The organism is Streptomyces sp. NPDC102283 (assembly GCF_044766265.1).
GTDB lineage: Bacteria > Actinomycetota > Actinomycetes > Streptomycetales > Streptomycetaceae > Streptomyces.
Genome location: NZ_JBIWLQ010000026.1, coordinates 43,992 through 67,868, shown reverse-complemented (window position 1 = coordinate 67,868; position 23,877 = coordinate 43,992). Strand labels below are relative to the sequence as shown.

Genomic DNA, 23,877 nt, shown 5'->3' with positions numbered 1-23,877 from the left:
CATGACCCAACTCCTCGACACCGTCGACAAGACCGCCACCGCCTCCCCGGGAACCTCCGCGCGGACTCCCGCCGCGCGCACCGCCCGCCGCAAGGCGCTGCTGCACTGGATCGCCGTGCACTCGCTCGGGATCGCCGCCGCGCTCTTCTTCGTGCTGCCGTTCGTCTTCGTGGTGCTGACCTCGCTGATGAGCGACCAGCAGGCACTGACCCGCGACCTCACCCCGAACACCTGGGAGTGGGGCAACTACGAGCGGGTCTTCAACACCCCGGGCTTCCTCACCTGGTGGCGCAACACCCTGCTGTACGCGGGCGTCGGCACCGTCCTCACCGTCGTCTCGTCCGTCCCGGTGGCGTACGCGCTGGCGAAGTTCCGCTTCCGGGGCCGCAAGCTGTCGCTGATGCTCGTCATCTCGATGATGATGCTGCCGCCGCAGGTCGTCATCATCCCGATGTACCTGTTCTGGGCGAAGCAGATGGACCTGTCCGGCACCTTGTGGCCGCTGATCATCCCGATGGCCTTCGGCGACGCGTTCTCCATCTTCCTGCTGCGGCAGTTCCTGCTGACCATCCCGAACGAGTACCTGGACGCCGCCAAGGTCGACGGCTGCGGTGAGTTCCGTACGCTGATGAAGGTCGTCCTGCCGATGGCCAAGCCCGGCATCGCGGCCATCGCCCTCTTCCAGTTCTTCGCCGCCTGGAACGACTACTTCGGACCGCAGATCTACGCCTCCGAGAACCCGGCCGCCTGGACGCTCAGTTACGGCCTCGAATCCTTCAAGGGCGCACACCACACCGACTGGAACCTGACCATGGCCGCGACCGTTCTGGTCATGGCCCCCGTGATCGCCGTCTTCTTCTTTGCCCAGAAGGCATTCGTCGAGGGCGTCACACTGACCGGAGTAAAGGGCTGACATGAAGCTCGCAGTAGTGGGTGGCGGGTCCACCTACACCCCTGAACTGATCGACGGATTCGCCCGGCTGCGGGACACGCTGCCGATCGAGGAGCTGGTGCTCGTCGATCCGGCGGCCGACCGCCTGGACCTGGTGGGAGGTCTCGCCCGGCGGATCTTCGCCAAGCAGGACCACGCCGGGAGGATCACTACCACCACCGACATCGACGCGGGCGTCGCCGACGCCGACGCGGTCCTGCTCCAGCTGCGCGTCGGCGGACAGGCCGCGCGCAACCAGGACGAGACCTGGCCGCTGGAGTGCGGCTGCGTCGGCCAGGAGACCACCGGCGCCGGCGGCCTCGCCAAGGCCCTGCGCACCGTGCCGGTCGTCCTGGACATCGCCGAACGGGTCCGCCGCGCCAACCCGGACGCCTGGATCATCGACTTCACCAACCCGGTCGGCATCGTCACCCGCGCCCTGCTCCAGGCCGGGCACAAGGCCGTCGGCCTGTGCAACGTGGCGATCGGCTTCCAGCGGAAGTTCGCCCGGCTGCTGGACGTGAACCCCTCCGAGGTGCACCTGGACCACGTCGGGCTCAACCACCTGACCTGGGAGCTGGGGGTGCGCCTGGGCGGCCCGGACGGCGAGAACGTCCTGCCGAAACTGCTCGCCGAGCACGGCGACGCCATCGCCGACGACCTCCGTATGCCCCGGCAGGTCGTCGACCGGCTCGGTGTCGTCCCCTCCTACTACCTGCGCTACTTCTACTCCCACGACGAGGTGGTCAGGGAGCTCGGCACCAAGCCGTCCCGGGCCGCCGAGGTCGCGGCGATGGAGAAGGAACTGCTCGCGATGTACGGCGACCCGACACTGGACACGAAGCCCGAGCTGCTCGCCAAGCGCGGCGGCGCGTTCTACTCCGAGGCGGCCGTGGACCTGGCGGCCTCCTTGCTGGGCAACGGCGGCTCCCCGGTCCAGGTGGTCAACACGTACAACAACGGGACCCTGCCGTTCCTCCCGGACGACGCGGTGATCGAGGTCCAGGCCCGCGTCGGGCACGACGGCGCGACACCGCTGGCCGTCCCCGCGCTGGACCCGCTGTACGCCGGTCTGATCGCCAACGTGACGGCGTACGAGGACCTCGCCCTGGAAGCCGCGCTGCGCGGGGGCCGGGACCGGGTCTTCAAGGCTCTCCTCGCCCACCCGCTGATCGGCCAGTACGAGTACGCCGAGGGCCTCACCGACCGGCTGATCGCGCACAACCGGGAGCACCTTTCGTGGGCGTGAACGTGTCGGTCGTCGCCATCGACGCGGGCAACAGCAAGACCGACGTGGCACTGATCGGCGAGGACGGCACCGTGCTGTCCTCGGCGCGCGGCGGCGGCTTCCAGCCGCCCGTGGTCGGGGTGGAGGCCGCGATCGACGTGCTGGCCGCCGCGCTGGCGCGGGCCGTCGCGGAGCTGCCGGACACCGGTGGCGCGTTCGATGCTTCCGCCCATGTCTCCGCGTGCCTGGCCAACGCCGATCTGCCGGTCGAGGAAGCCGAGTTGGCCGCGGCCCTGGAGGCTCGCGGCTGGGGCTCCTCGGTGGAGGTGCGCAACGACACCTTCGCCATCCTGCGCGCCGGGGTGGACGAGCCCCGGGGCGTCGCGGTGGTGTGCGGAGCCGGGATCAACTGCGTGGGCATGACCCCGGACGGGCGGACAGCGCGCTTCCCCGCGATCGGGCGGATATCCGGTGACTGGGGCGGCGGTTCGGGGCTCGCGGAGGAGGCGCTGTGGTTCGCCGCGCGCGCCGAGGACGGGCGCGGCGAACCCTCCGAGCTGGCCCGTGCGCTGCCCGGCCACTTCGGGCTCGCCTCGATGTACGCGCTCATCGAGGCGCTGCACCGGGGCGGGATCCCGTCGGCGCGGCGGCACGAGCTGACGCCCGTGCTGTTCGCGACGGCCGCGGGCGGGGACCCGGTGGCCTTCGCACTGGTGGAGCGGCTGGCCGAGGAGGTGGTGGCGATGGCGTCGGTCGCGCTGAGCCGGCTCGGTCTGCTGGCGGAGGAGGCTCCGGTGCTGCTGGGCGGCAGCGTGCTGGCCGCGCGCCATCCGCAGCTGAACGACCGGATCACCGAACTCCTCGCGGCACGCGCCCCGAAGGCCGGGGTGCGCGTCGTGTCCGAGCCGCCGGTGCTGGGCGCGGCACTGCTGGGGCTGGACCGTACGGGCGCGGCGCCGGAGGTCCACCGGAGGCTGCGCACGCAGTACGTCTGAGGAGGGCGGTGCGTCCGAGGGGCAGTGCCTCTGAGGACCGGAGCACGTCGTAGGTCACGGGGCGTCCCCCCACGCGGTTCGCGTGGGGGGACGCTCCTCGTACGGGTGAAGACCTGGCACGTGAGGGACCGGAGGGAACCGATCGGACTCCTGGAACGTGTACCTGATGGGGAGTCCGTTCGCTTATGGGGATGTATCAGGGCACGTTGCACCGCTTGTCTTGATCGGCCGCGTCCGCCCTGATCGAATGCGGGGACCGATGGGGGTCCGCGGTCGTCCGCGGTGGGGTCCGCGGTGGAGACCCCTGCGGGAATCGGGCGTTCCTGGTGTGGATGTCCGTCCCCGCGGCCATACTTCTGGCCGGGTGCGCTTCCCTGGGCCGGGGACGCGGGCCCGCCGTCAGTGACCGAGGGGGAGGTCGAGTGACACACCCGCCGAGCGGCGGCTCGCAGACGCTGCGGACGCCGGATCCGGCGTCCGCGCACGCCGGCGTGGACGCACAGCGCCGCACCACGTGGGCCGCGCAGGCGGAGCGCCTGCGCGCCGTGGCGACGACCGAGCCCGGCCGGCTCCAGATCATCGGAGCCGTCCTGGCACTGCTGGTCCTGGCGTTCGGCGCGGTGACCACCCTGGAGATCTCGTCGCGGGCGTCGTCGGCCGACGACGTGGTCAACCGCAGTCAGCCGCTCAGCGCCGACGCGGCGGGCATCTACCGCTTCCTGGCGGACGCGGACACGACGGCGGCCAGTGGGTTCCTCGCGGGCGCGCAGGAGCCCGAGGCCGTGCAGGAGCAGTATCGGAAGGACATCGAGGAGGCGGCCCGGCTGCTGGTGAAAGCGTCCGGGAGCACCGACTCCGACAGCGCGTCCAGCCGTGAGATAGCCACCCTCAACAAGCTGCTCCCGGTCTACACGGGCCTGATCGAGCGCGCCCGCGCCAACAACCGCCAGGGCCTGCCGCTGGGCGGCGCCTATCTCCGGTACGCGAACCAGAAGATGACCGGCGAGATGCTGCCGGCCGCCGAGCGGTTGTACGCGGCGGAGACGGGTCGGCTGGAGACGGACTCCGCCGACGCCCGGCAGTGGCCCGTCCTGTCGCTCTGTGCCGGGATCCTGGTGCTCGGCGCGCTGGTGTGGATGCAGCGGCGCACCTACCGCCGGACGAACCGGGTGCTGAACCACGGGCTGCTGGCGGCGACTGCCGCCGCCTCGGTGGTGGTGCTCTGGCTGGCCGTGGGGCACGCGGTGGCCCGTGCGGAGCTGCGGTCGGCGATGGTGCACGGCCAGGCGTCCCTGGATGTGCTCAACGACGCGCGGATCAGCTCCCTGAAGGCGCGCGCCAACGAGAACCTCACGCTGGTGGCGCGCGGCGCCGTGCTGACCCCCGACGGCTCCGCCGACCAGTACGAGGCGGACTACGGCACGGGGATGAAGGCGTTGAAGGTCCAGTTGGAGAAGGCCGACCGGCTCGCGGACGACGAGAGCGGGAACGCTCCGGTGGTCGACGCGGCCGAGGGCGCGGCCGAGTGGCAGGTCCGCCACCGCGAGGCGCGGGCCACGGACGACCGCGGCGAATACGACGGCGCCCTGGCGAAGATCATCGGGTCCGACAAGTCCACCGGGCAGTCCTTCCAGCGGGTGGACGCCGCGCTGGAGAAGGCGCTCGCGCATGAGCAGGGCGAGTTCACCTCGGCGGCGGAGGACGGGCGCGGGGCCCTGCGGGGCCTGCCGACCGGTGGGGCGGCGCTGGCGGTCCTGGGGGCCGCCGCCGTGATCGTCGGGGTCAACCGCAGGCTCTCGGAGTACCGGTGAGAGGGGCAGCGATGAGCAGGTCGAAGGAGCGTCCCGCGCGCGGAGGCCTGCGCGGCTGGGGCGGCGTGGCGGGGATGGCGGCGGCGTGCGCGGTCACCGCGGCAGTCACCCTGCTGCCGCTGACCCACCACAGCGGCGGGGCCGCAGGGGCGGGCGCCACGGGCGGCGGGGCGGTGACGGCCGACCGGGCACGGGCCGAGGAGTGCACCGAGCCGGAGGCGAGCCTGCCCGCGTCGGCCGACGGCGGGCCCCTCATCGACAGGATCAAGCAGCGCGGCAAGCTGATCGCGGGCGTCGACCAGAACAGCTTCCGCTGGGGCTACCGCAATCCGGAGAACCGTGAGCTCGAAGGGTTCGACATCGATCTGGTGCGGGCCATCGCCAAGGACATCCTGGGCGACCCGGACGCGGTGATCTTCCGTGCGATCCCCACCAACCAGCGCATCGCCGCCCTGGAGAACGACCGGGTCGACGTCGTCGTGCGGACGATGACGATCAACTGCAAGCGACTGGAGCAGGTCTCCTTCTCCACCGCCTACTTCCAGACCGGGCAGCAGGTGCTCGCCCCGAAGCAGTCGACGATCACCGGCTACGACGCGTCGCTGAAGGGCAAGCGGGTCTGCTCGGCCGAGGGCTCCACGGCGTACGAGGCTCTGGAGAGGAAGTCGTTCGGGGCGCTCTACAAGGACGACTTCGACGGCACCGAGCGCGACCGGGACCTGCTGACCGTGCCCAACCAGCTGGACTGCCTGGTGCGGCTCCAGCTCGGCGAGGTCGACGCGGTCGTCACGGACAACGCCCTGGCGGCCGGTCAGGCGGCGCAGGACCCGGCGGTGGAGCTCAAGGGGAAGACCTCGTTCACCACCGAGTTCTACGGCGTCGCGGCGATGAAGGGCGCCGACGACCTGGTGGCCCGGGTGAACAAGGTCCTCGTCGACTACCGGGCGGGCGGTGACAACAGCCCCTGGATGACGTCGTACCGCAAGTGGCTGGCGGCCGGGCTGCCCGGCATAGAGGGCCCGCCCGCCCCCAAGTACCGAGGCGACTGACCCGGAGCGCACCCACGCGCACGGACCGGGGCGAGCGGACCGGTACAGGGCGAGCAGACCGAGACAGACCGATCCCGCCGGGCCCACCGGCCCGGCGGGGAGAGCGGAGAGGTGATCGATGGGCGTCGCGGGATCCTTCCCCAGCTTCGCGGGGAGGCCCCCCGGCCCGGTCCTGGACCGGGAGGAGGCGGACCGTGCGCTGGCCCGGCTCGGTGCGGAGCACGAGGCCATCGAGACCTCGCTCCTCGCGCTCCAGGACCATGCCGGCCGCCGGCTCCTGGAGGGCGCCGAGCTGACCGGCGTCACCCGGGAGCGCTGGGCCACGACCGATCAGTCGATCACCCTGCTCTGGGGCTATTTCGACGCGTACGCCGGCGCCCTGTCCGAGGCCCGGGAGATCCGTGCGCGGCGGCGCCACCCGAACCGGGAGGACCTCACCGCGCTGACCGACCTGCTGCGCGGCGAGGCCGTCACCGTCGCCAATCCGGGGGCCGTGCCGCCGCCCTCGGTCGCGGGTCCGGCCAGGCTCTCCGAGCGGTTCTCCCTCCAGGAGTTGGTCGCCCGGATGAACGAGCTGTACGCCAGGTCCCTGGACATGGTGGTCTCCTCCGACTCCGTGTGGTCGGCGCTGCCCGCCCGTATCGACCTGCTCGCCGCCGAGCTGCACCGGACACGTTCGCTGGCGCACAGCGTGGGGGTGCGGCCCGGTGAACATCCGGCCGGGGACGACCTGGCGGAGATCACCGAGGAGCTGGCCACACTGCGGGTTCAGGTGATCTCCGACCCGCTGGCGTTCTGGCTGCCGGGGCCCGGCAGCGCCGCGCCGGGCGGCGGCCGCCCCGACACCTCGCGCTACGACCGGGCGGCCCGCGCCCTGGAGGACGTACGGCGGGAGATCGAGGCGGTGCTCACGGTCCGGCAGGACGCCGAGGCGCGGCTGGTGCGGCTGCGGGACGTGCTCTCGCGGGCCGACCGCACGCTGACGGAGGCGAGGGCGGCGCGCGGCGAGGTGCTGGCCAAGATCGCCGCCTCCGAGGTGCCCGCGGTCAGCGGGCCGCCGACCGCCCTCCAGGAGCGGCTGGCGGCGGCGTCGGACCACCGCAGGTACGCCCAGTGGCACCGGCTGTCGCCGCTGCTGGAGTCGCTGGAGCAGGAGGCCGAGGACGAACTGCTGCGCGCCCGGGAGTCGCTGACCTCGGTGACGGCCCCGCTGGCGGTCCGTGCGGAGCTGCGCGGCCGGCTCGACGCGTTCAAGGCGAAGGTGGCCCGGCACGGGCTGGCGGAGGACCCGGTGCTGATCGAGCGGTACGACGCGGCGCGCCGCATGCTGTGGAGCGCGCCGTGCGATCTGCGGGTCGCCGAGCAGGCCGTCCTGCGCTACCAGCACGCGGTCGCGGAGATGCTGACGCCGCGCCGGGCCGACGGGCCGCAGGACGGGCGGGCCACGGGCAGCGGCGAAGAGGGGGAGACACGATGAGTACGCAGTGCCAGCGCCCCGCGTGCGAGGGGAACTACGAGGACATGGGCGGCGGTGAGCTGTACTGCGACACCTGCGGTCTGGCTCCGGTCGTCTCGCCGACGGGCATGGTCTCCTCGCCGCCGACCGGGATCGCCGGGGGCGGCCGGGCGAGCAGCCGGGGCAGCTCGTCGGGGCGGTCCAGCTCCCGCGCCTCCGGACGCGCCTCGTCCCGTTCGTCGACCTCGCGCCGCTCGGTCTCCGGCCGGCTGTCGCGCTCGCTGTCCGGGGCGGCCACCTCCCGTTCGGTCTCGGTGCGTTCCTCCGGCTCGACGTCGGCCGCGTCGGCCCGGGGGCGGCTCGGGGTCGGCCTGGTGGAGGTCCCGGACGTGCCCCGGCCCGATCCGCGTACGGCGGTGATGGAGAACCCGGAGGTGCCCGAGCGCAAGCGGTTCTGCTCCCGTTCGGACTGCGGTGCGCCGGTGGGCCGTTCGCGCGGTGAACGGCCGGGCCGCACCGAGGGGTTCTGCACCAAGTGCGGCCACCCGTACTCCTTCGTGCCGAAGCTGGCCGGCGGCGACATCGTGCACGGCCAGTACGAGGTCGTGGGCTGCCTGGCGCACGGCGGGCTCGGCTGGGTGTATCTGGCGGTGGACCGTGCCGTGTCGGACCGCTGGGTGGTCCTCAAGGGCCTGTTGGACACCGGCGACCAGGACGCGATGGCCGCCGCGATCTCCGAGCGCCGCTTCCTCGCCGAGATCGAGCACTCCAACATCGTGCGGATCTACAACTTCGTCGAGCACCTGGACCAGCGGACCGGCTCGCTCGACGGCTACATCGTGATGGAGTACGTCGGCGGCAAGGCGCTCAAGGAGATCGCCAACGAGCGCCGCACCCCGGCCGGGAAGCGCGACCCGCTGCCGGTCGAGCAGGCCTGCGCGTACGGGATCGAGGCGCTGGAGGCGCTCGGCCATCTGCACAGCCGCAACCTCCTCTACTGCGACTTCAAGGTCGACAACGCGATCCAGACCGAGGACCAGCTCAAGCTGATCGACATGGGCGCGGTGCGCCGGATGGACGACGAGGAGTCGGCCATCTACGGGACGGTCGGCTACCAGGCCCCCGAGGTCGCGGAAGTGGGCCCGTCGGTGGCCTCCGACCTCTACACGGTGGCCCGGACGCTGGCGGTCCTCACCTTCGACTTCCAGGGGTACACGAACGTCTTCGTGGACTCGCTGCCGGACCCGGACAACATCGAGGTGTTCCGGACCTACGAGTCGTTCTACCGGCTGCTGGTGCGGGCCACCGACCCGGATCCGGCCCGCCGGTTCGCCTCGGCCGCGGAGATGGCCGAGCAGCTGACAGGGGTGCTGCGGGAGGTCGTGGCGCTCCAGACGGGTCGGCCGCGCCCCGCCCTGTCGACGTTGTTCGGCCCGGAACTGCGGGTGATCGACACCGAGTTGTTCGCCCGGCAGACGGACGACGTGTCACGGCTGGGCGGCCGGGACACCGGCTCCGGGCGCGGCGGTCTCCTGGGCCGCAAGGGCCGCGGCGGCCCGCCGTCCGGCGTCCCCGCGCAGGGCGGCACGTGGCAGCCCCACGGCGGCGCGGCTCCGGTCGAGCCGGGGGCCGTGACGGCCGCGGTGGCCGGGGCGCTGCCCGTGGGCGCCCAGCCGCCCGGTCCGGCGGGGGCCCGCCCCTCGGGCCCGGCGGGGGCCTCTCCGCTGGCGGCGCCGCCGACCCATGTCCGGGGTTCGGCGCAGGGCGGTGCCCCGCTCGCGTACGCTCCCCCGGCGCAGGCTCCGGTCCCGGCGCCCCGGGCGGCCGAGCCGGCCCCGGGCACGTCGGCCGGGCCGTACGTCGCGACCGGACCGTACGGGCCCTTCGGGGCGACCTCCGGGGGCGTCCTGCTCGCCCTGTTCGACACGCGGGCCACGTCGCTGGCGCTGCCGGTCCCCCGGGTCGACGCCATGGACCCGAACGCCGGTTTCCTCGCCGGTCTCATGGCCTCCGCCCCGGCCGAGCTGATCACGGCCCTGCACACCGTGGCGGCCCCCTCGCTGGAGACCCGGCTGCGGGAGTTGCGGGCCCGGCTGGAGATGCGGGAGCTGGACTCGGCGGCCCGCGCGCTGACCACCCTGGAGGGTGAACACCCGGACGACTGGCGGGTCGTCTGGTACCGCGGCGTGACCTCGCTGGTGACCGGTGACCACGAGACGGCGGCGCTCTCCTTCGACGCGGTCTACGACGCGTTCCCCGGGGAGATGGCGCCCAAGCTGGCACTCGGGATCTGTGCGGAGGTGCTGGGCCAGCTGGACAACGCCGCCGAGTACTACCGCCTGGTGTGGGCGACCGATCCGGGGTTCGTCAGCGCGGCGTTCGGCCTGGCCCGGGTGCAGATCGCCGCCGGTGAGCGGGCCGGGGCGGTGGGCACCCTGGAGTCGGTGCCGGAGGCCTCGATCCACTACACGGCGGCCCGGGTCGCCGCCGTGCGGGCGCGGCTGCGCGAGCGCTCGCACCGGGAGCCGCTGCTGGCCGACCTGACGGCCGCCGGCGTCCAGGTGGCGGCGCTGGCCGCCTTCGGCCTGGACCCGGTGCGTCACGAGCAGTTGTCGACCGAGGTACTGGGCAAGGCGCTCGACTGGGTACTCTCCGGTAGTCCCGGTGTCCCGGGGCTGGGCGGACCGGCCGCCGGTTCGTCCGGGGCAGGCAAGCTGCTCGGCGCCGAACTGAACGAGCGGGGGCTGCGGTTCGGGCTGGAACGCTCGTACCGGATGCTCGCCCGGCTCGCGCAGCGGGGCGACGAGAGGATCGAACTGGTGGAGCGGGCCAACCGTTTCCGCCCCCGGACGTGGGTGTGAAGATGTCACAGAGCCACCAGCAGCCCGCCCTGTCGAAGTGTCCCGGCTGCGAGGAGCCGCCGGCCGCGGGCGACCTGTTCTGCGGGGTGTGCGGCTACGACCTCGCGGCCGTTCCGCCGCGCCCCGACGACCGGCCCACGATGGCCATCACCGTGCCCCCGGCCGCCCCTGCGGCCGAGGCGGCCCGGGCGGTGGGATGGCCCGCCGCCGAGGAGACCGACAGCTCGGACGTGCCCGCGCCCGTGGTCCGTCCGACGGACGTGCCGGGGACGGACTCGGGCGGCAGGCCGCTCACCGGCCCGGACAGGCCGGGCGCCGCCTCACCGCCCGGGCCGGTGCGGGCGGGCGGGCCGGAGTCCGCGGCCGCCCAGGTGCGCCACGACCACCGGGCGGACCCGGGCGGTGCGGAGGCCGCCGGTGACTTCCCGCTGGCCGCGCCCGATCCCCGGGCGCCCGAGCACACCGCCTCGCTCGGCGCCGCTCCCGCGCCCGGGGCGAAGGTATGTGTGGCCTGCCGCTCCGGCCGGGTGGACCCCGACGGCTACTGCGAGAACTGCGGGCACGCCCAGCCGCGCGAACGCGACCACATGGAGCAGGAGCTCGACGCGGTGGCCGCCGTCAGCGACCGGGGCCTGCGCCACCACCGCAACGAGGACTCCTTCGCGGTGTCCTCCACCGCGCTGCCGGACGGCTCGGCCGCCGTCGTCGCGATCGTCTGCGACGGCGTCTCCTCGGCGAGCCGTCCCGACGAGGCCTCGGCTGCCGCCGCGAGCGCGGCCAACGAGTCGCTGCTGGAGTCCCTGCCGCGCGGTACGCACCCGCAGACGGCGATGCACGAGGCGATCGTCGCCGCGTCCGAGGCGGTCAACGCCCTGGCGCAGGAACCGGCCGGGGCGAGGGAGCACGACGCGCACCGCCACCAGAACGCTCCGGCCTGCACCCTGGTCGGCGCGATCATGGCGGGCGGTCTGCTGATCGTCGGCTGGGTCGGCGACAGCCGGGTCTACTGGGTGCCGGAGGACCGGACCCGGCCGACGGCCCGGCTCACCGAGGACGACTCCTGGGCGGCGCAGATGGTGGCGGCCGGCCTGATGAACGAGGCGGAGGCGTACGCGGACGAGCGCGCGCACGCCATCACCGGCTGGCTCGGCGCGGACGCGTACGAACTGGAGCCGCACACCGCCGCGTTCAAGCCGGACCGGCCGGGCCTGGTCGTCGTGTGCACGGACGGCCTGTGGAACTACGCGGAATCCGCCGAGGAGATGGCGGCCGCCGTCCCGGCCGACGCCCGGGAACAGCCGCTGCGCGCGGCCCGGATGCTCGTCGGGCACGCTCTCGACGGCGGGGGCCACGACAACGTAACAGTGGCGCTTCTGCCGTTCGCCGTGCGGCCGCAAGGGGCAGGATCGGCCTGCGACACCGTTTGAGCCGGTCCTCCGTCCCTGCCCCGACCTCGTGTCAGCCGCCCGCGTCCCCTCTTCACCAGATCGCCTGTGGAGCCTCAAGGAGCCGACCAGATGGCCAACTTCTCCAAGTCGAACGTGCCGCAGTTCTCGGTCGAGGTGTACCAGAACGAGTTCCTGCCCGAGGGCGGCCGTGAGGTCAACGCGATCGTCACCGTGACCTCGACCGGCGGCGGCACCACCGGCGGCATACCGCTGGCGGGTTCGGCGCCCGCGCCCGCGTACGGGCCCGGACGGGGTCCCGACGCGGCCGTGGTGCTGATGGTCGACTGCTCGGGCTCGATGGACTACCCGCCGACGAAGATGCGCAACGCTCGCGACGCGACGGCGGCGGCCATCGACGCCCTGCGCGAGGGCACCCGGTTCGCGGTGGTCGCCGGAACGCATGTGGCCAAGGACGTCTATCCGGGCAACGGGCGGCTCGCGGTCGCCGACCAGCAGACGAAGGCGCAGGCCAAGGACGCCCTGCGGAAGCTGAGCGCGGGCGGGGGCACCGCGATCGGCACCTGGCTGCGGCTGGCCGACCGGTTGCTGGGCTCGGCCGAGGTGGGCATCCGGCACGGCATCCTGCTGACCGACGGGCGCAACGAGCACGAGGCGCCCGAGGACCTGCGGGCGGCCCTGGACTCCTGCGCCGGCCGGTTCACCTGCGACGCCCGCGGGGTGGGCACCGACTGGGAGGTGAAGGAGGTCACCGGCATCGCCGCCGCCCTCCTCGGCACCGCCGACATCGTCGCCGACCCGGCGGGCCTGGCCGCGGACTTCACGCGGATGATGGAGAACGCCATGGGCAAGGAGGTCGCGGACGTGGCGCTGCGGCTCTGGACGCCGGTGGGGGTGGAGATCCGGTTCGTGAAGCAGGTCGCGCCGACGGTCGCGGACCTGACCGGTCGGCGGACCGGGGCAGGGCCCCGGGCCGGGGACTACCCGACCGGTTCCTGGGGCGACGAGTCCCGCGACTACCACGTGTGCGTCCTGGTGCCGGAGGCCGGGATCGGCCAGGAGATGCTGGCCGCCCGCGTCTCACTGGTCCTGCCCGACCCCTCGGGCGCGGGCGCCCCGCAGACCTTGTCGCAGGGGCTCGTACGGGCCGTGTGGACGGACGACATGGTGGCCTCGACCTCGATCAATCCGCAGGTCGCGCACTACACGGGCCAGGCGGAACTGGCACAGGTCATCCAGCAGGGCCTGGACGCCCGCAAGTCGGGCGACTTCGACGGCGCGACGGCGAAACTGGGCCGTGCGGTGCAGCTGGCGTCGGCGTCCGGGAACCAGGACACTGCGAAACTGCTTTCGAAGGTGGTCGACGTCGTCGATGCCGCGACGGGTACTGTGCGACTGAAGGCGAAGGTTGCGGAAGCGGACGAGATGACCCTCGAAACGCGCTCCACCAAGACCGTTCGCGTCAAGAAGTAACACGGCACGGTCATCGAACGACCACCGGCCGTGAGCACAGAGCGACCAGACGTATGCGCTGGGCGAGGACGCCCGCGATCGACAGCATGACGGCCTCCGGGGCCGGACGAGGAGAGGGGGAAGCGCCGACATGCCGACCTGCCCGAACGGACACCAGTCGGGTTCCGAGGACTGGTGCGAGGTCTGCGGACACCGCATGGCCACCGGCGGTGCGCCCGCGGGCGCGGTGCCCCCGCCTCCTCCTCCGCCGCCCGCGCCCGGTTACGGCTATCCGCAGCAGGGTTCCGGCGACGGCCGGCCCACCATGCAGGCGGAGCTGTGCCCGCAGTGCCGCACGCCGCGTGAGGCCATGGCGCCGTACTGCGAGGAGTGCCGCTGGAACTTCCTCACCAACACGGCGACCTCCTACACCCCGCTGGCCCCGCAGCACGGGGCGCCCGGCGGACCTCCGCCCGGCCTCAACCTGCCGCCCGGATTCCAGGCGCAGGGTCCCGGCGGCCGACCCGGTCCTGGTGGACCCGGCGGCCTCGGTGGTCCCGGTGGACAGGCCGGTCCCGGCGGGCCGGGCGGCCCGCCCGGCGCGCCCCAGCCGCGCGACCCGTTCGACTACCAGGGCTCCCGCCCCTCGCAGATGAACCGTCCCGCCGAGCCGCTCGCCCCCGAGCAGAACGGTCCGCACGGGAACGGCGGTCCGGGCGGGAACGGCGGCCAGGGCGGGCCTCCGCCGCAGGCGTTCCAGCAGGGGCCCCCGCCGCCGCCCTCGTTCCATCAGGGTCCTCCGCCGCAGCAGCAGTCCGGACCTTCGCCGTTCGAACCGCAGCAGTCGGGGCCCTCGACCCGCTCGCCGTTCGAGCCCCAGCAGTCCGGACCCTCGCCGTTCGAGCCGCAGCAGGCCTCGCCCTTCGCACCGCCGCAACAGCAGCAGCAGTCGCCGGGGCCCACCGCCGGCGGGGACGACTGGATACTGCCGCCGCCCTCCCAGGCCCAGCAGCCCCAGCAGTCACAGCCCCATCAGCCTCAGCCACCGCAGGCGTTCCAGCAGCCCGGCCCCCACCAGGGGCAGGGCCACGGACCGGACCAGGGCCAGGGGTACGACCAGCACGGCAGGCCGGGCCAGCAGGGTCACGGTCCGCAGCACGGCCAGGACCAGGGCTTCGACCAGGGTCAGCAGCACGGCGGGGCGCCCGGTCAGGGCCGTCCCCAGCAGTCCGCCTCCTGGACCGCCGTGATCGCTCCGGACCGCGCGTACTTCCTCGCGATGATGCAGCGCAGCGGCCCCGAGGCGACCGGGCTGAACCTGCCCGCGTACTCCCCGGAGCAGCGCCTTCCGCTCACCGGGAGCCAGATCACCATCGGGCGCCGCCGCCACAGCACCGGCGAGTCCCCCGACGTCGACCTGTCGGTGCCCCCGGAGGACCCGGGCGTCTCGCACCAGCACGCGGTGCTGGTGCAGCAGCCCGACGGCGGCTGGGCGGTCGTGGACCAGAACTCCACCAACGGCACCACGCTGAACGGCGCCGAGGACCCGATCCAGCCCTACGTACCCGTACCGCTCCAGGACGGCGACCAGGTGCACGTCGGGGCGTGGACGACGATCACGGTGCGCCGGGACTGAGGGCGGCACGCGCCGCCTCACCCGGCGGCGAGCGGCCAGGTGTACGGGCCCTGCGGGTCATCCAGCCAGGCCCACTGCCGGCCCTGGCCGACCGTGATGCCGTACCTCTCCCGCTGCGGGCGCTCCTCGCGCTCCCAGAGGTCGAGGGCCTCGTGCGGATCGAGGGTGCCCGCGGTCAGGGTCAGGAGGAACCGGAAGAGGTCGTCCCCGGCGACCCGGCGCGGCAGTCCGCCGAGGTGCGGCAGCACGCCGGGCCCCGGAAGCGCCCCGCGCAGGGGCACGAAGTACGCCGGGGTGTGCAGGAAGTGCCCCTCGGCACGCGGGCCGTGCGCCGTCGCGCGGACCTGCAGCGAGACCAGGCCGGTGGCGAGCGGCGCGAGGATGCGCGCCCCCGGACGGCACTGTTCCGGCCAGGTACCCGGTACGGACGGCAGGGTGCAGGTCGCGATGATCCGGTCGTACGGAGCGCGCTGCGGGCAGCCCCGGGCCCCGTCGCCGGTGACCACCGTCGGGTGGTGTCCGGCCGCCGCGAGGTGGCCCCGGGCCGACTCCGTGATCTCCGGGTCCAGGTCGACGCTGGTCACCGCGGGGTCGCCGAGCCGGTGGGCGAGCAGCGCCGCGTTGTAGCCGGGGCCGGTGCCGATCTCCAGGACCGTGTGTCCGTCCCGTACGTCGAGGGCGTCGAGCATCAGGGCCATCAGGGACGGCTGGCTGGAGGACGAGATGAGTTCGCCGTCCTTGACGCGGGTGGCCAGCGCCCCGTCCGCGTACACCCCGCGCAGCCAGCGGGAGCGCCGTTCGGGATCGGGGTCCTCGCCCCACAGGCGCTCGAAGCCCCGGATTCCGTGCACGTAGTAGAACGGCACGAACAAGTGGCGGGGCACCTCGGCGAAGGCCGTGCGCCAGGCGGGGTCGGTGAGCTCGCCCCGTGCGGCGATCTCCCGCACGAGGGCCTCCCGCGCCGCGCCGGCCTCGGCGTCGGGCGGCGAGGGGCCTTGCCGTTGTGCACCCATGTCTCCACTGTCCTGCGCCGGGGCCGTGCGGGCGAGCGGGCTTTTCGGCCCTTGGTCCTAGGACCGCCGCCCTCGGCCGGTACGTCTGCGACCATGGACGGGTGACTGAGATTCCGCGCGACACGCTTCAGGAGCAGACCTTCTACGAGCAGGTCGGCGGCGAGGCGACCTTCCGGCGCCTGGTGCATCGCTTCTACGAGGGCGTGGCGGGCGACGAGCTGCTGCGGCCGATGTATCCGGAGGAGGATCTGGGTCCGGCCGAGGAGCGGTTCGCGCTGTTCCTGATGCAGTACTGGGGCGGCCCGCGCACCTACAGCGACCACCGGGGCCACCCGCGGCTGCGGATGCGGCACGCACCGTTCCGGGTGGACCGGGCGGCGCATGACGCCTGGCTCGCCCATATGCGGGTCGCGCTGGACGAGCTGGGGCTCGCGCCCGAGCACGAGCGGCAGCTGTGGGACTACCTGACCTACGCCGCCGCCTCGATGGTCAACACCGCCGACTGATCGGCGTCAGCACCGCGGCCTGATCACCGTCACCACGGCGACCTGAGCGCCGGATGATCACACCTGCACGATCCGTGACCGGACAACTCCGGAATTCGACACTCCACCTCCGCATAACGATCACGATCGCATCAAGGTGCACCTGTAAGCGGTTACCGAAACCCTGTTGCCTCTGAAAGCATCACCGGTACGTCGGGGGGCGTGCGCATGCGGTGTTTCCGGGGCTGGGGGATCAGGTGACGGGTTTCGTCCTTCTGCGGGTGAGGGCTCATCGCCTCCTGCTGTCCGCGGCCGTCCTCGCCGTCCTGCTGACCACCTCCGTCCTGGCGGCGCTCACCGCGTTCTCCGGTTCCGTGGGCGACGCGGCCCTGCGCCACACGCTCACCCATGGTTCGGCCGCCTCCGCCGCCCTCGTCGTCTCCGCGTCCGTGGACCACGAACAGCGCGCGGAGGCCGACGAAGCAGTCCGCGAGGCCTCCCGTGCCGCCTTCGACGGGCTGCCCGTGACCGTGGGGAAGTTGGAGAGTTCGGGGTCCTACGCGCTGCCGCGGAGCCTCCAGGACCCGGCCGCCCGGAGCGGCGAGCCGGACCTCACCCACTTCGCCGCCCTCGACCCGAGCCGGGTGCGGATCGCCGAGGGAAAGGCACCCGCCGCCTCCGACGGCGCCGGATCCGTCCAGGTCGCGCTGCCCGTCGTCGCCGCCGAGGCGCTGAAGCTGAAGCCGGGCGCGCGGCTCACCGTCACCGACCGGCTGCGCGACAAGAAGCAGCGGGTCCTGGTCACCGGCGTCTATGAGGCCGCCGACCGGTCCGCCCCCTACTGGCAGTTGGACCCGCTCGGCGGGCGCGGGGTGCGCAAGCTCGCCTTCACGACCTACGGCCCCCTCCTCACCGCCCCCTCGGTCCTCGCCTCCGGCGTGCTCGCCGAGGGCGAGACGTCCTGGCTGGCGTCCGCCGACTTCGCCGAGCTGACCACCGGCTCCATGGAGGGGCTGCGCGGGGCCTCGGCCGCCGCCCCGAAGGCCCTCGAAGCAGCACCGGTGTTCGCGTCCGGGATCACCGCGCGGACGTCGCTGCCCACCGTGCTCGACCAGCTCGACCGGGCGCTGCTGGTCTCCCGTTCCACGCTGATGATCGTCGCGGTGCAGCTGGTGCTGCTCGCCGCGTACGCCCTGCTGCTCGTGGCCCGGCTGCTCAACAGCGAGCGAGACGGCGAGCGCGAACTGCTGCGGGCCCGGGGCGGTTCGCGGGGCCGGATCACCTCGTTCGCCGCGATCGAGGCACTGCTGCTCGCCGTGCCCGCCGCGGTGGTCGCCCCGCTGCTCGCGGGACCGCTGACCGGGCTGCTGGCCGAGCGCAGCGCCCTGTCCCGGATCGGGCTGAAGGTTCAGGAGGCCTCCACCGGCACCGTGTGGCTGGTCTCCGCGGCCGTCGCGCTGGCCTGCGCGCTGGCCGTGGTGGCCCCGTCGCTGACGGCCGGGGCCGGCGGGCGCAGGACCCGGGCCGCGTCGCTGCCCGGCCCGGTGCGGGCGGGCGCGGACCTCGGGCTGCTCCTGATCGCGGCGGTGGCGTACTGGCAGTTGGACCGGCAGTCCGGCAGCGGGGCGCTCAGCGGCGACCAGGCGGGAAACCTCGGGATCGACCCCCTGCTGGTCACCGCCCCCGCGCTGGCGCTGCTCGCCGGAACGGTCCTGACGCTGCGTCTGCTGCCGCCCGCGGCGAAGCTCGCCGAGCGGCGTGCCGCCAAGGGCCGGGGGCTGCCCGCGGCCCTGGCGGGCTGGCAGTTCAGCCGCCGCCCGTTGCGCGGCGCGGGGCCGGTGCTGCTGCTGGTCCTGTCGGTCGCGATGGGCATGCTGGCGATCGGGCAGAGCGCCTCCTGGAACCGCTCGCAGTCCGACCAGGCCGACTTCGGCTCCGGCGCCTCGGTCCGGCTCGTGGGCGGGCACGGGAGCGGTCCGGCGGCGGCCGGCGCCTACAGCGCCCTGGAGGGGGTGCGGCAGGCGGCCCCCGCCTTCCGCGCGGACGTGGAGGTCTCCGGCGGACGCACGGCCGAGGTCCTCGCCCTGGACACCGCCCACGCGGACGAGCGGATGCTGATGCGCGCCGACCTCGCCGACGGAAGCCCGCGGCAGTTGTTCGAGGCCATCGCCCCGGAGCGGGCGCCGCGCCCCGGGCTCGTACTCCCCGAGGACAGCACCCGGGTGAAGCTGGACCTGCGGATCACCACGGAGTCGAAGCCTTCCGGGGACAGCCTGTACCCGGACCCGGATCCGCCGGTGGTCACCGTGCTCCTGGAGGACCGCTACGGCCTCCCCTACCGCGCCCTGGCCGGTCCCGTGCCGGTGGACGGCCGGCCGGTCCAGGCGTCCTTCCCGGTGTCGGCGGCGGGCGGTCTGGCCGTGACCGGCATCGAGGTGGACGGCGCCGCGCCGTCCGACTACGCGCGAAAGCACCGGGTCTCGGTGAGCGACGTGCGGGCGGTCGCCGGGTCGGGCGCCGAACGCCCGGTGCCGGCCCCGGAGTCGGTACGCTGGGACGCGGCCATGACGCTCACCGAGTTCGGTGAGGACCGGCCGGGCAAGCCGCCGGTGCGCAACGGCGCCTCGGGCCTGCCCGACTTCACGTACGACACCGGCGTGGACAACGAGGACAACTGGGAGCCGACCTCCGGCACCCTGCGGATCACCGCCGCCCGGCCGAAGGCCGCGGCGGTCCGGGCGGTCGCGACGGACGCCTACCTGAAGAGCACGAACGCGAAGCTGGGCGACGAGATCGACCTCACCCTGGCCGGGAACACCGTCCGGGTGACCCTGGCGGAGGCGGTGCGCCGGCTGCCGACCACGGAGCCCGACGGGTCGTCCGGCGCCGAGGAGACGGCGGCGGACGACGGCGGCGCGCTGCTGCTGGACCTCAAGGCCGTCACCGAGGTCCTGGCCCACCGGCCCACCGCCACGATCGAGGCGACCGAATGGTGGCTGAGCGCCGCTCCGGGCGACGCCGCGAAGGCGGCCGCCGCCCTGCGCTCCCTGCCGGACACCGATCCGGCCCAGGTGCTGGTCCGGGCGGAGGCCGCCCAGCGGTTGGTGGACGATCCGCTGGGTGCGGGCCCGCAGTCGGCGCTGCGGGCCGTGGCGGTGGTCGCCGCCGCACTGGCGGCGGTCGGCTTCGCGGTCAGCGCCTCGGGCTCCCGCCGCGAACGGTCCGCCGAGCTGGGCGTGTTGCGGGCGCTCGGCGCACCGCGCCGCCGGCTGGCCCGCATGATCGCCGCCGAACAGGGCGTGCTGATCGCGCTCGCCCTGCTCATCGGGCTCGGCATCGGCACGGTGCTGACCCGGGCCGTCGTCCCGCTGATCGTGCTGACCGGGCAGGCGGACCGACCCGTTCCACCGGTGCTGGTGGAGCTGCCCGCCGGGCAGGTCGCGGCGCTGCTGGCCGGGGTCGCCGCCCTGCCGCTCGTGATCGTCGCGACGATGGCGCTCCGCCGCGGGGATCCGGCGGTCACACTGCGCCACCAGGGGGACCACTGACATGCGTCACAACGACCGGGCGGCCTCCGCCCCGTGGATCCGTACCCGGCTGCGTACCGCGCCCGGTGCGGCGACGGCACTCGCCGTGCTGGTGCTGGTGACGGCGTTCCTGGCCGCCGCGTTCCCGCGGGCCGTGGACGCGTACGAGACGAAGGGGCTGCGCCACGACATCCTGACGGCGGACGCGGGTCGCAGCGCGCTGGAGGTCGCCCGCCCGCAGCCCGGGCTGGAGCTGCCGCAGGCGCAACGGGACGCCGAGGTGCGCGGCCCCGAGCTGGCGCGGGTCGGGGCCGGGCTCCTGAAGGCGCTGCCCGCGCCGCTGCACGCGGACACCTCGTCGGTCGCGTACGGAGTGCGCACCACGAAGCCTGCCGTCGCGGTCGAGCCCTGGCTGCCGAGGCCCGAAGCGGTTCCGCCGCAGCTCTCGTACGTGGCGCAGTCGGGGCTGAAGGAGCACGCCACCCTGGCCTCGGGCGCCTGGCCGACGACGCCGCGGGAGGTGACGTCGGACTCCCGCGAGGTGCAGGGCGCCGTCACCGAGGAGACGGCGGCCGAGCTGAAGGTGGAGGTCGGCGCGACCATCGAGCTCCTCACCGCGGCGCAGGAACCCATCACCGTGACGATCACCGGCATCGTGGCCCCGCGCGATCCGCGCGGCAGCTACTGGTCCGCCGATCCGCTGCTGCGCACCCCGTCCCTGGTCCCGGACCCCACGAGCCCCTTCCCGGTGCACTTCTGGACCGGGACCGTCCTGCTGGCCGAGGACGCCGGTCCCGCACTCCTGAGCACGGCCGCCGAGCCCGTCCTCTTCTGGCGCATCCCGCCCGACCCCGCCGGGCTGACCGGCCCCGACGCCGCCCAGCTGACGTCCGTCATCGCCTCGCTGGAGAGCGGCCCCGGGCTGCTGAAGGTGCGGGAGATCGCCGGGGGCACCGCGATGGTCGCCACCGGACTGGGCCACATCGTGGAGGCCAACGCGCGGATGCGTGACGCGATCAGCCCCGTGATCGCGGTCGCCGCCCTCGGTATCGGCTCCGTGGCCGCCGTCGTCCTGCTGATGACGGGGGCCCTGATCGCCGCCCGCCGCCGCGGCGAACTGGCGCTGATGCGCTCACGCGGCGGCTCGCTGCGCGGCATCGGCGGCCGGCTGCTCGCGGAGACCGCGGCGACCGTGCTGCCCGCGAGCGCGCTCGGGCTGCTGCTGGCGGTGCTGGCGGTGGGCGAGGGGCGATGGTGGCCGGGCGCGCTGGCGGCTGCCGGCGTCGGCCTCCTGGTGTGTGTCGCCCTGCCCCTGCGCACGACGCTCCAGCACATCCGGCCCACGCTGCACGGAGCCCGCGAGGACATGGTGAGCGCCCGGCCCTCGCGGCGGCGGACCGTCGCCGAACTGACCCTGCTCGTGCTCGCGGTCGGCGCGGTGACGGCGCTGCGCCGGCGCGGCACGTCGGCCGAGGGCGGCACCGATCTGCTGGTCAGCGCAGCGCCGGTGCTGGTCGCGCTGATCGCGGCGCTGGTGCTGGTGCGGCTCTACCCGCTGCCGCTGCGGCTCGCCGCACGCCCCGTGGCCCGGCTGCGCGGGGCGATCGGCTTCCTCTCGCTGGCCCGCGCCGGCCGTTCCTCGGCCGGCGGGGCGCTGCCGCTGCTGGCCCTGCTGCTGGCGCTGGCCACAGCGGCGTTCGGCGGCTCGGTGATCGCCGGCATCGGGGACGCGCGGGACGATGCCGCGCTGGCGTCCGTCGGCGCCGACGCCCGGGTCGGCGGCGCGAGCGAGCGGGCGACGCTGCCGGACGAGCTGGTCCGCACGGTGCGCGATCTGGACGGCGTACGGAACGCGGCGCCGATCCGGGTCGAGTACGGCGTGGCCATGCCGGAGGCCGTGGCCGGTGACGGCGGTGCGAACGGGAGTGGCGCCGGCCCGGACCGTACGGGTACGGGTAACGGCAGCGGCGGTGCCGGCGACGTGCGGGCCGCGACCCTGGTGGGCGTCGATCCCGCCTCGTACGCCGAACTGGCCCGCGCGACCGGGCTGCCGGCCTTCCCGGCCGCCCGGCTGAAGGCCACCGCCGCCTCGGCCCCCCTGACCGAGGGCACGGAGTCCGGCTCGGAGCGCGTCCTTCCGGCCATCGCGTCCCCAGCGGTCGCGGCCCGCCTGGGCAAGGAGCCGCAGGCGCTCGACACGCTGTCCGGCAACTTCAAGGTCCGCGTCGTGGGGACCGCCTCGCGCGTCGCCTCGGTCTCCCCCACGAACTTCCTGATCGTGAACTCCGCGGCCCTGGAGCAGCGGGCGCCCACCACACTGCTCCTCACCGGCTCCCCGGACCCCGGGAAGCTGCACGCGGCGGTCGAGGCAAGCGGCAAGGAGTACGCCGTACAGCTGCGTTCGGAGGAGCGCGCGCGGTATGTGAACACCCCGATGCAGGCGGGGGCCGAGCGGATCTACCTCGCGGCCGTCGCGGCGGGCGCCGGATACGCGCTACTGGCCGTACTGCTGTCGCTGCTCCAGACGGCGCCGGAGCGCAAGACGCTGCTGGCGCGGTTGCGGACGATGGGGCTCACCACCGGGCAGGGCAGGCGACTGCTGGCCTTCGAGGCGACGCCGCAGGCGCTGCTGGCGGCGGGCGGCGGCCTGTTCACCGGCTGGGCGACCATCGCCCTGCTCTCCCCCGGCGTCGATCTGGTCCCGCTGGCGCTCGCGGGCGTCGCCGGATCGGACACGAGCCCCGTCGTGCTCCGCACCGACCTCTGGTCGCTGGGGCTGCCGGCCGCCGGGGTGGTGGCACTCGCCGCCGCGGTCGCGGGCGTTCAGGCGTGGTGGGCGAGCCGCCGCGGATCGATCACCGAACTCAGGGCAGGAGACTCCCGATGACCTCGTCCACCGAGACGGCAGGCACGGCCGGCGCGGCCGAAACGACGCTGGCGGAGCTGGAGCAGCGGGCCGCGGCCCGCCGGGACCGCCCCTCCTACGGGCACGACGCGCTGATCGCCTGCGACCGTGTGGTGCGGATCTTCACCACGGACGGGGTGGAGGTGCAGGCCCTCCAGGGGCTCGATCTGCTCGTCACCGAGGGCGAGTTGGTAGCCCTGGTGGGGGCGTCGGGCAGCGGCAAGTCGACCCTGATGAACATCCTGGCGGGCCTGGACGTGCCGACGGCGGGGTCGGCGAAGGTCGCGGGCTGCGATCTGCTGTCGATGGGCCCGAAGGAACGGCTGCGCTACCGCCGGGACGTGGTCGGGTTCGTCTGGCAGCAGACCGCCCGCAATCTACTCCCTTACCTCACCGCGATCCAGAACATCACCCTGCCCATGCAGTTGCGCGGCGGTGGCGGCAAGCGCGAACGGGGCGCCCGAGCCGAGTCGTTGCTCACCATGCTCGACATCGCCGACTGCCGCGACCGACGCCCCCAGCAGCTGTCCGGCGGGCAGCAGCAGCGGGTGGCCATCGCGGTCGCGTTGGCCAACTCCCCTTCCGTGCTGCTCGCGGACGAGCCGACCGGTGAGCTGGACTCGGCCACCGGGGAACAGGTCTTCGCGGCGTTCCGGCGCGCCAATGAGGAGTTGGGCACCTCGATCGTGATCGTCACCCATGACCAGAAGGTCGCCGACGAGGTGCGGCGTACGGTCGCCATCCGCGACGGCCGTACGTCCTCCGAAGTACTGCGCCGCACGGAGGTGGACGCGGCTACGGGCCAGGAGTCGCAAGTGGCCCGGGAGTACGCGATGCTCGACCGGGCGGGGCGGCTCCAGCTGCCCGCGGACTACACGCAGGCACTGGGCATGGAGCACCGGGTACTGCTGGAGCTGGAGCAGGACCACATCGGCGTCTGGCCGGACGCGCACGGGGCGGCCCCGGAGGAGCCGGGCGCCTAGCAGCCCAGGGAGTGGGCGCCGGCGTGCGCCCCGGCAGGCGGGAGCACGGCAAGTAGGGCTGGCACCAGGGCAGTTCCAGGGGCTGTCCGGATGGCGGCGGCACCGGGCGCGCTCGTAGCGTCGGTCAGGTCATTCCACC

At 74.0% G+C, this 23,877-nt stretch carries 15 protein-coding genes; 14 read left to right on the top strand and 1 reads right to left on the bottom strand.

Features of this window, described 5'->3' with window-relative positions:
* Position 1: 1 nt before the first annotated feature.
* The 10 genes from ACIRJT_RS35150 (at position 2) to ACIRJT_RS35105 (ending at position 14,825) form a co-directional block, all read left to right on the top strand.
* Positions 2–913 carry a carbohydrate ABC transporter permease gene (locus ACIRJT_RS35150; protein WP_403917629.1) on the top strand — a complete coding sequence of 304 codons (912 nt, stop codon included), beginning with the start codon at positions 2–4 and terminating at the stop codon, positions 911–913.
* Between the two features lies 1 nt (position 914).
* On the top strand, positions 915–2,180 hold the full coding sequence (locus tag ACIRJT_RS35145) for a 6-phospho-beta-glucosidase (RefSeq protein ID WP_403917626.1): 1,266 nt from the start codon (positions 915–917) through the stop codon (positions 2,178–2,180).
* Positions 2,171–3,154, top strand: a complete 984-nt coding sequence (locus ACIRJT_RS35140) for an N-acetylglucosamine kinase (RefSeq protein WP_403917624.1) — start codon at positions 2,171–2,173, stop codon at positions 3,152–3,154. The genes ACIRJT_RS35145 and ACIRJT_RS35140 overlap by 10 nt, the downstream gene beginning before the upstream one ends.
* Before the next feature lie 422 nt (positions 3,155–3,576).
* On the top strand, positions 3,577–4,965 hold the full coding sequence (locus ACIRJT_RS35135; protein WP_403917622.1) for a hypothetical protein: 1,389 nt from the start codon (positions 3,577–3,579) through the stop codon (positions 4,963–4,965).
* A gap of 11 nt (positions 4,966–4,976) precedes the next feature.
* A complete protein-coding gene (locus ACIRJT_RS35130) occupies positions 4,977–6,014 on the top strand; it encodes a glutamate ABC transporter substrate-binding protein (RefSeq protein ID WP_403917619.1) in 1,038 nt (345 codons plus the stop codon).
* Between the two features lie 118 nt (positions 6,015–6,132).
* Positions 6,133–7,491 (top strand): hypothetical protein, encoded by a 1,359-nt coding sequence (locus ACIRJT_RS35125; protein WP_403917617.1) that lies wholly within the window; start codon positions 6,133–6,135, stop codon positions 7,489–7,491.
* Positions 7,488–10,331, top strand: a complete 2,844-nt coding sequence (locus ACIRJT_RS35120) for a tetratricopeptide repeat protein (protein ID WP_403917615.1) — start codon at positions 7,488–7,490, stop codon at positions 10,329–10,331. Before ACIRJT_RS35125 ends, ACIRJT_RS35120 begins: the two co-directional genes overlap by 4 nt.
* 2 nt (positions 10,332–10,333) lie before the next feature.
* Positions 10,334–11,758 (top strand): protein phosphatase 2C domain-containing protein, encoded by a 1,425-nt coding sequence (locus ACIRJT_RS35115; protein WP_403917612.1) that lies wholly within the window; start codon positions 10,334–10,336, stop codon positions 11,756–11,758.
* Between the two features lie 90 nt (positions 11,759–11,848).
* Complete coding sequence (locus ACIRJT_RS35110; RefSeq protein WP_403917609.1) at positions 11,849–13,210, top strand: VWA domain-containing protein; 1,362 nt, start codon at positions 11,849–11,851, stop codon at positions 13,208–13,210.
* 130 nt (positions 13,211–13,340) lie between these two features.
* The gene (locus tag ACIRJT_RS35105) at positions 13,341–14,825 is read left to right on the top strand and encodes an FHA domain-containing protein (RefSeq protein ID WP_403917607.1); all 1,485 of its coding nucleotides are present in this window, start codon (positions 13,341–13,343) and stop codon (positions 14,823–14,825) included.
* A 17-nt stretch (positions 14,826–14,842) separates the two neighbouring features.
* Here ACIRJT_RS35105 and ACIRJT_RS35100 read toward each other — a convergent pair whose 3' ends face one another.
* A complete protein-coding gene (locus ACIRJT_RS35100) occupies positions 14,843–15,838 on the bottom strand; it encodes a methyltransferase domain-containing protein (RefSeq protein WP_403917604.1) in 996 nt (331 codons plus the stop codon).
* A gap of 101 nt (positions 15,839–15,939) precedes the next feature.
* On the opposite strand from ACIRJT_RS35100, the gene ACIRJT_RS35095 reads away from it, so the two are divergent.
* The 4 genes from ACIRJT_RS35095 to ACIRJT_RS35080 all read left to right on the top strand — a co-directional run bounded on the left by ACIRJT_RS35095 (position 15,940) and on the right by ACIRJT_RS35080 (position 23,738).
* Positions 15,940–16,344 (top strand): globin, encoded by a 405-nt coding sequence (locus ACIRJT_RS35095; RefSeq protein WP_003969111.1) that lies wholly within the window; start codon positions 15,940–15,942, stop codon positions 16,342–16,344.
* Positions 16,345–16,580: 236 nt separating this feature from the next.
* Positions 16,581–19,871 carry an FtsX-like permease family protein gene (locus ACIRJT_RS35090; protein WP_403917601.1) on the top strand — a complete coding sequence of 1,097 codons (3,291 nt, stop codon included), beginning with the start codon at positions 16,581–16,583 and terminating at the stop codon, positions 19,869–19,871.
* Position 19,872: 1 nt separating this feature from the next.
* On the top strand, positions 19,873–22,737 hold the full coding sequence (locus ACIRJT_RS35085; RefSeq protein ID WP_403917599.1) for an ABC transporter permease: 2,865 nt from the start codon (positions 19,873–19,875) through the stop codon (positions 22,735–22,737).
* On the top strand, positions 22,734–23,738 hold the full coding sequence (locus ACIRJT_RS35080) for an ABC transporter ATP-binding protein (protein WP_403917596.1): 1,005 nt from the start codon (positions 22,734–22,736) through the stop codon (positions 23,736–23,738). Before ACIRJT_RS35085 ends, ACIRJT_RS35080 begins: the two co-directional genes overlap by 4 nt.
* The last annotated feature ends 139 nt before the right edge of the window (positions 23,739–23,877 follow it).

Bases quoted from the DNA above. Each gene is read 5' to 3' on its own strand.
- ACIRJT_RS35150 (WP_403917629.1), top strand. From the start codon at position 2: ATGACCCAACTCCTCGACACCGTCGACAAGACCGCCACCGCCTCCCCG.
- ACIRJT_RS35145 (WP_403917626.1), top strand. From the start codon at position 915: ATGAAGCTCGCAGTAGTGGGTGGCGGGTCCACCTACACCCCTGAACTG.
- ACIRJT_RS35130 (WP_403917619.1), top strand. From the start codon at position 4,977: ATGAGCAGGTCGAAGGAGCGTCCCGCGCGCGGAGGCCTGCGCGGCTGG.
- ACIRJT_RS35125 (WP_403917617.1), top strand. From the start codon at position 6,133: ATGGGCGTCGCGGGATCCTTCCCCAGCTTCGCGGGGAGGCCCCCCGGC.
- ACIRJT_RS35120 (WP_403917615.1), top strand. From the start codon at position 7,488: ATGAGTACGCAGTGCCAGCGCCCCGCGTGCGAGGGGAACTACGAGGAC.
- ACIRJT_RS35115 (WP_403917612.1), top strand. From the start codon at position 10,334: ATGTCACAGAGCCACCAGCAGCCCGCCCTGTCGAAGTGTCCCGGCTGC.
- ACIRJT_RS35110 (WP_403917609.1), top strand. From the start codon at position 11,849: ATGGCCAACTTCTCCAAGTCGAACGTGCCGCAGTTCTCGGTCGAGGTG.
- ACIRJT_RS35105 (WP_403917607.1), top strand. From the start codon at position 13,341: ATGCCGACCTGCCCGAACGGACACCAGTCGGGTTCCGAGGACTGGTGC.
- ACIRJT_RS35100 (WP_403917604.1), bottom strand. From the start codon at position 15,838: ATGGGTGCACAACGGCAAGGCCCCTCGCCGCCCGACGCCGAGGCCGGC.
- ACIRJT_RS35085 (WP_403917599.1), top strand. From the start codon at position 19,873: ATGCGTCACAACGACCGGGCGGCCTCCGCCCCGTGGATCCGTACCCGG.
- ACIRJT_RS35080 (WP_403917596.1), top strand. From the start codon at position 22,734: ATGACCTCGTCCACCGAGACGGCAGGCACGGCCGGCGCGGCCGAAACG.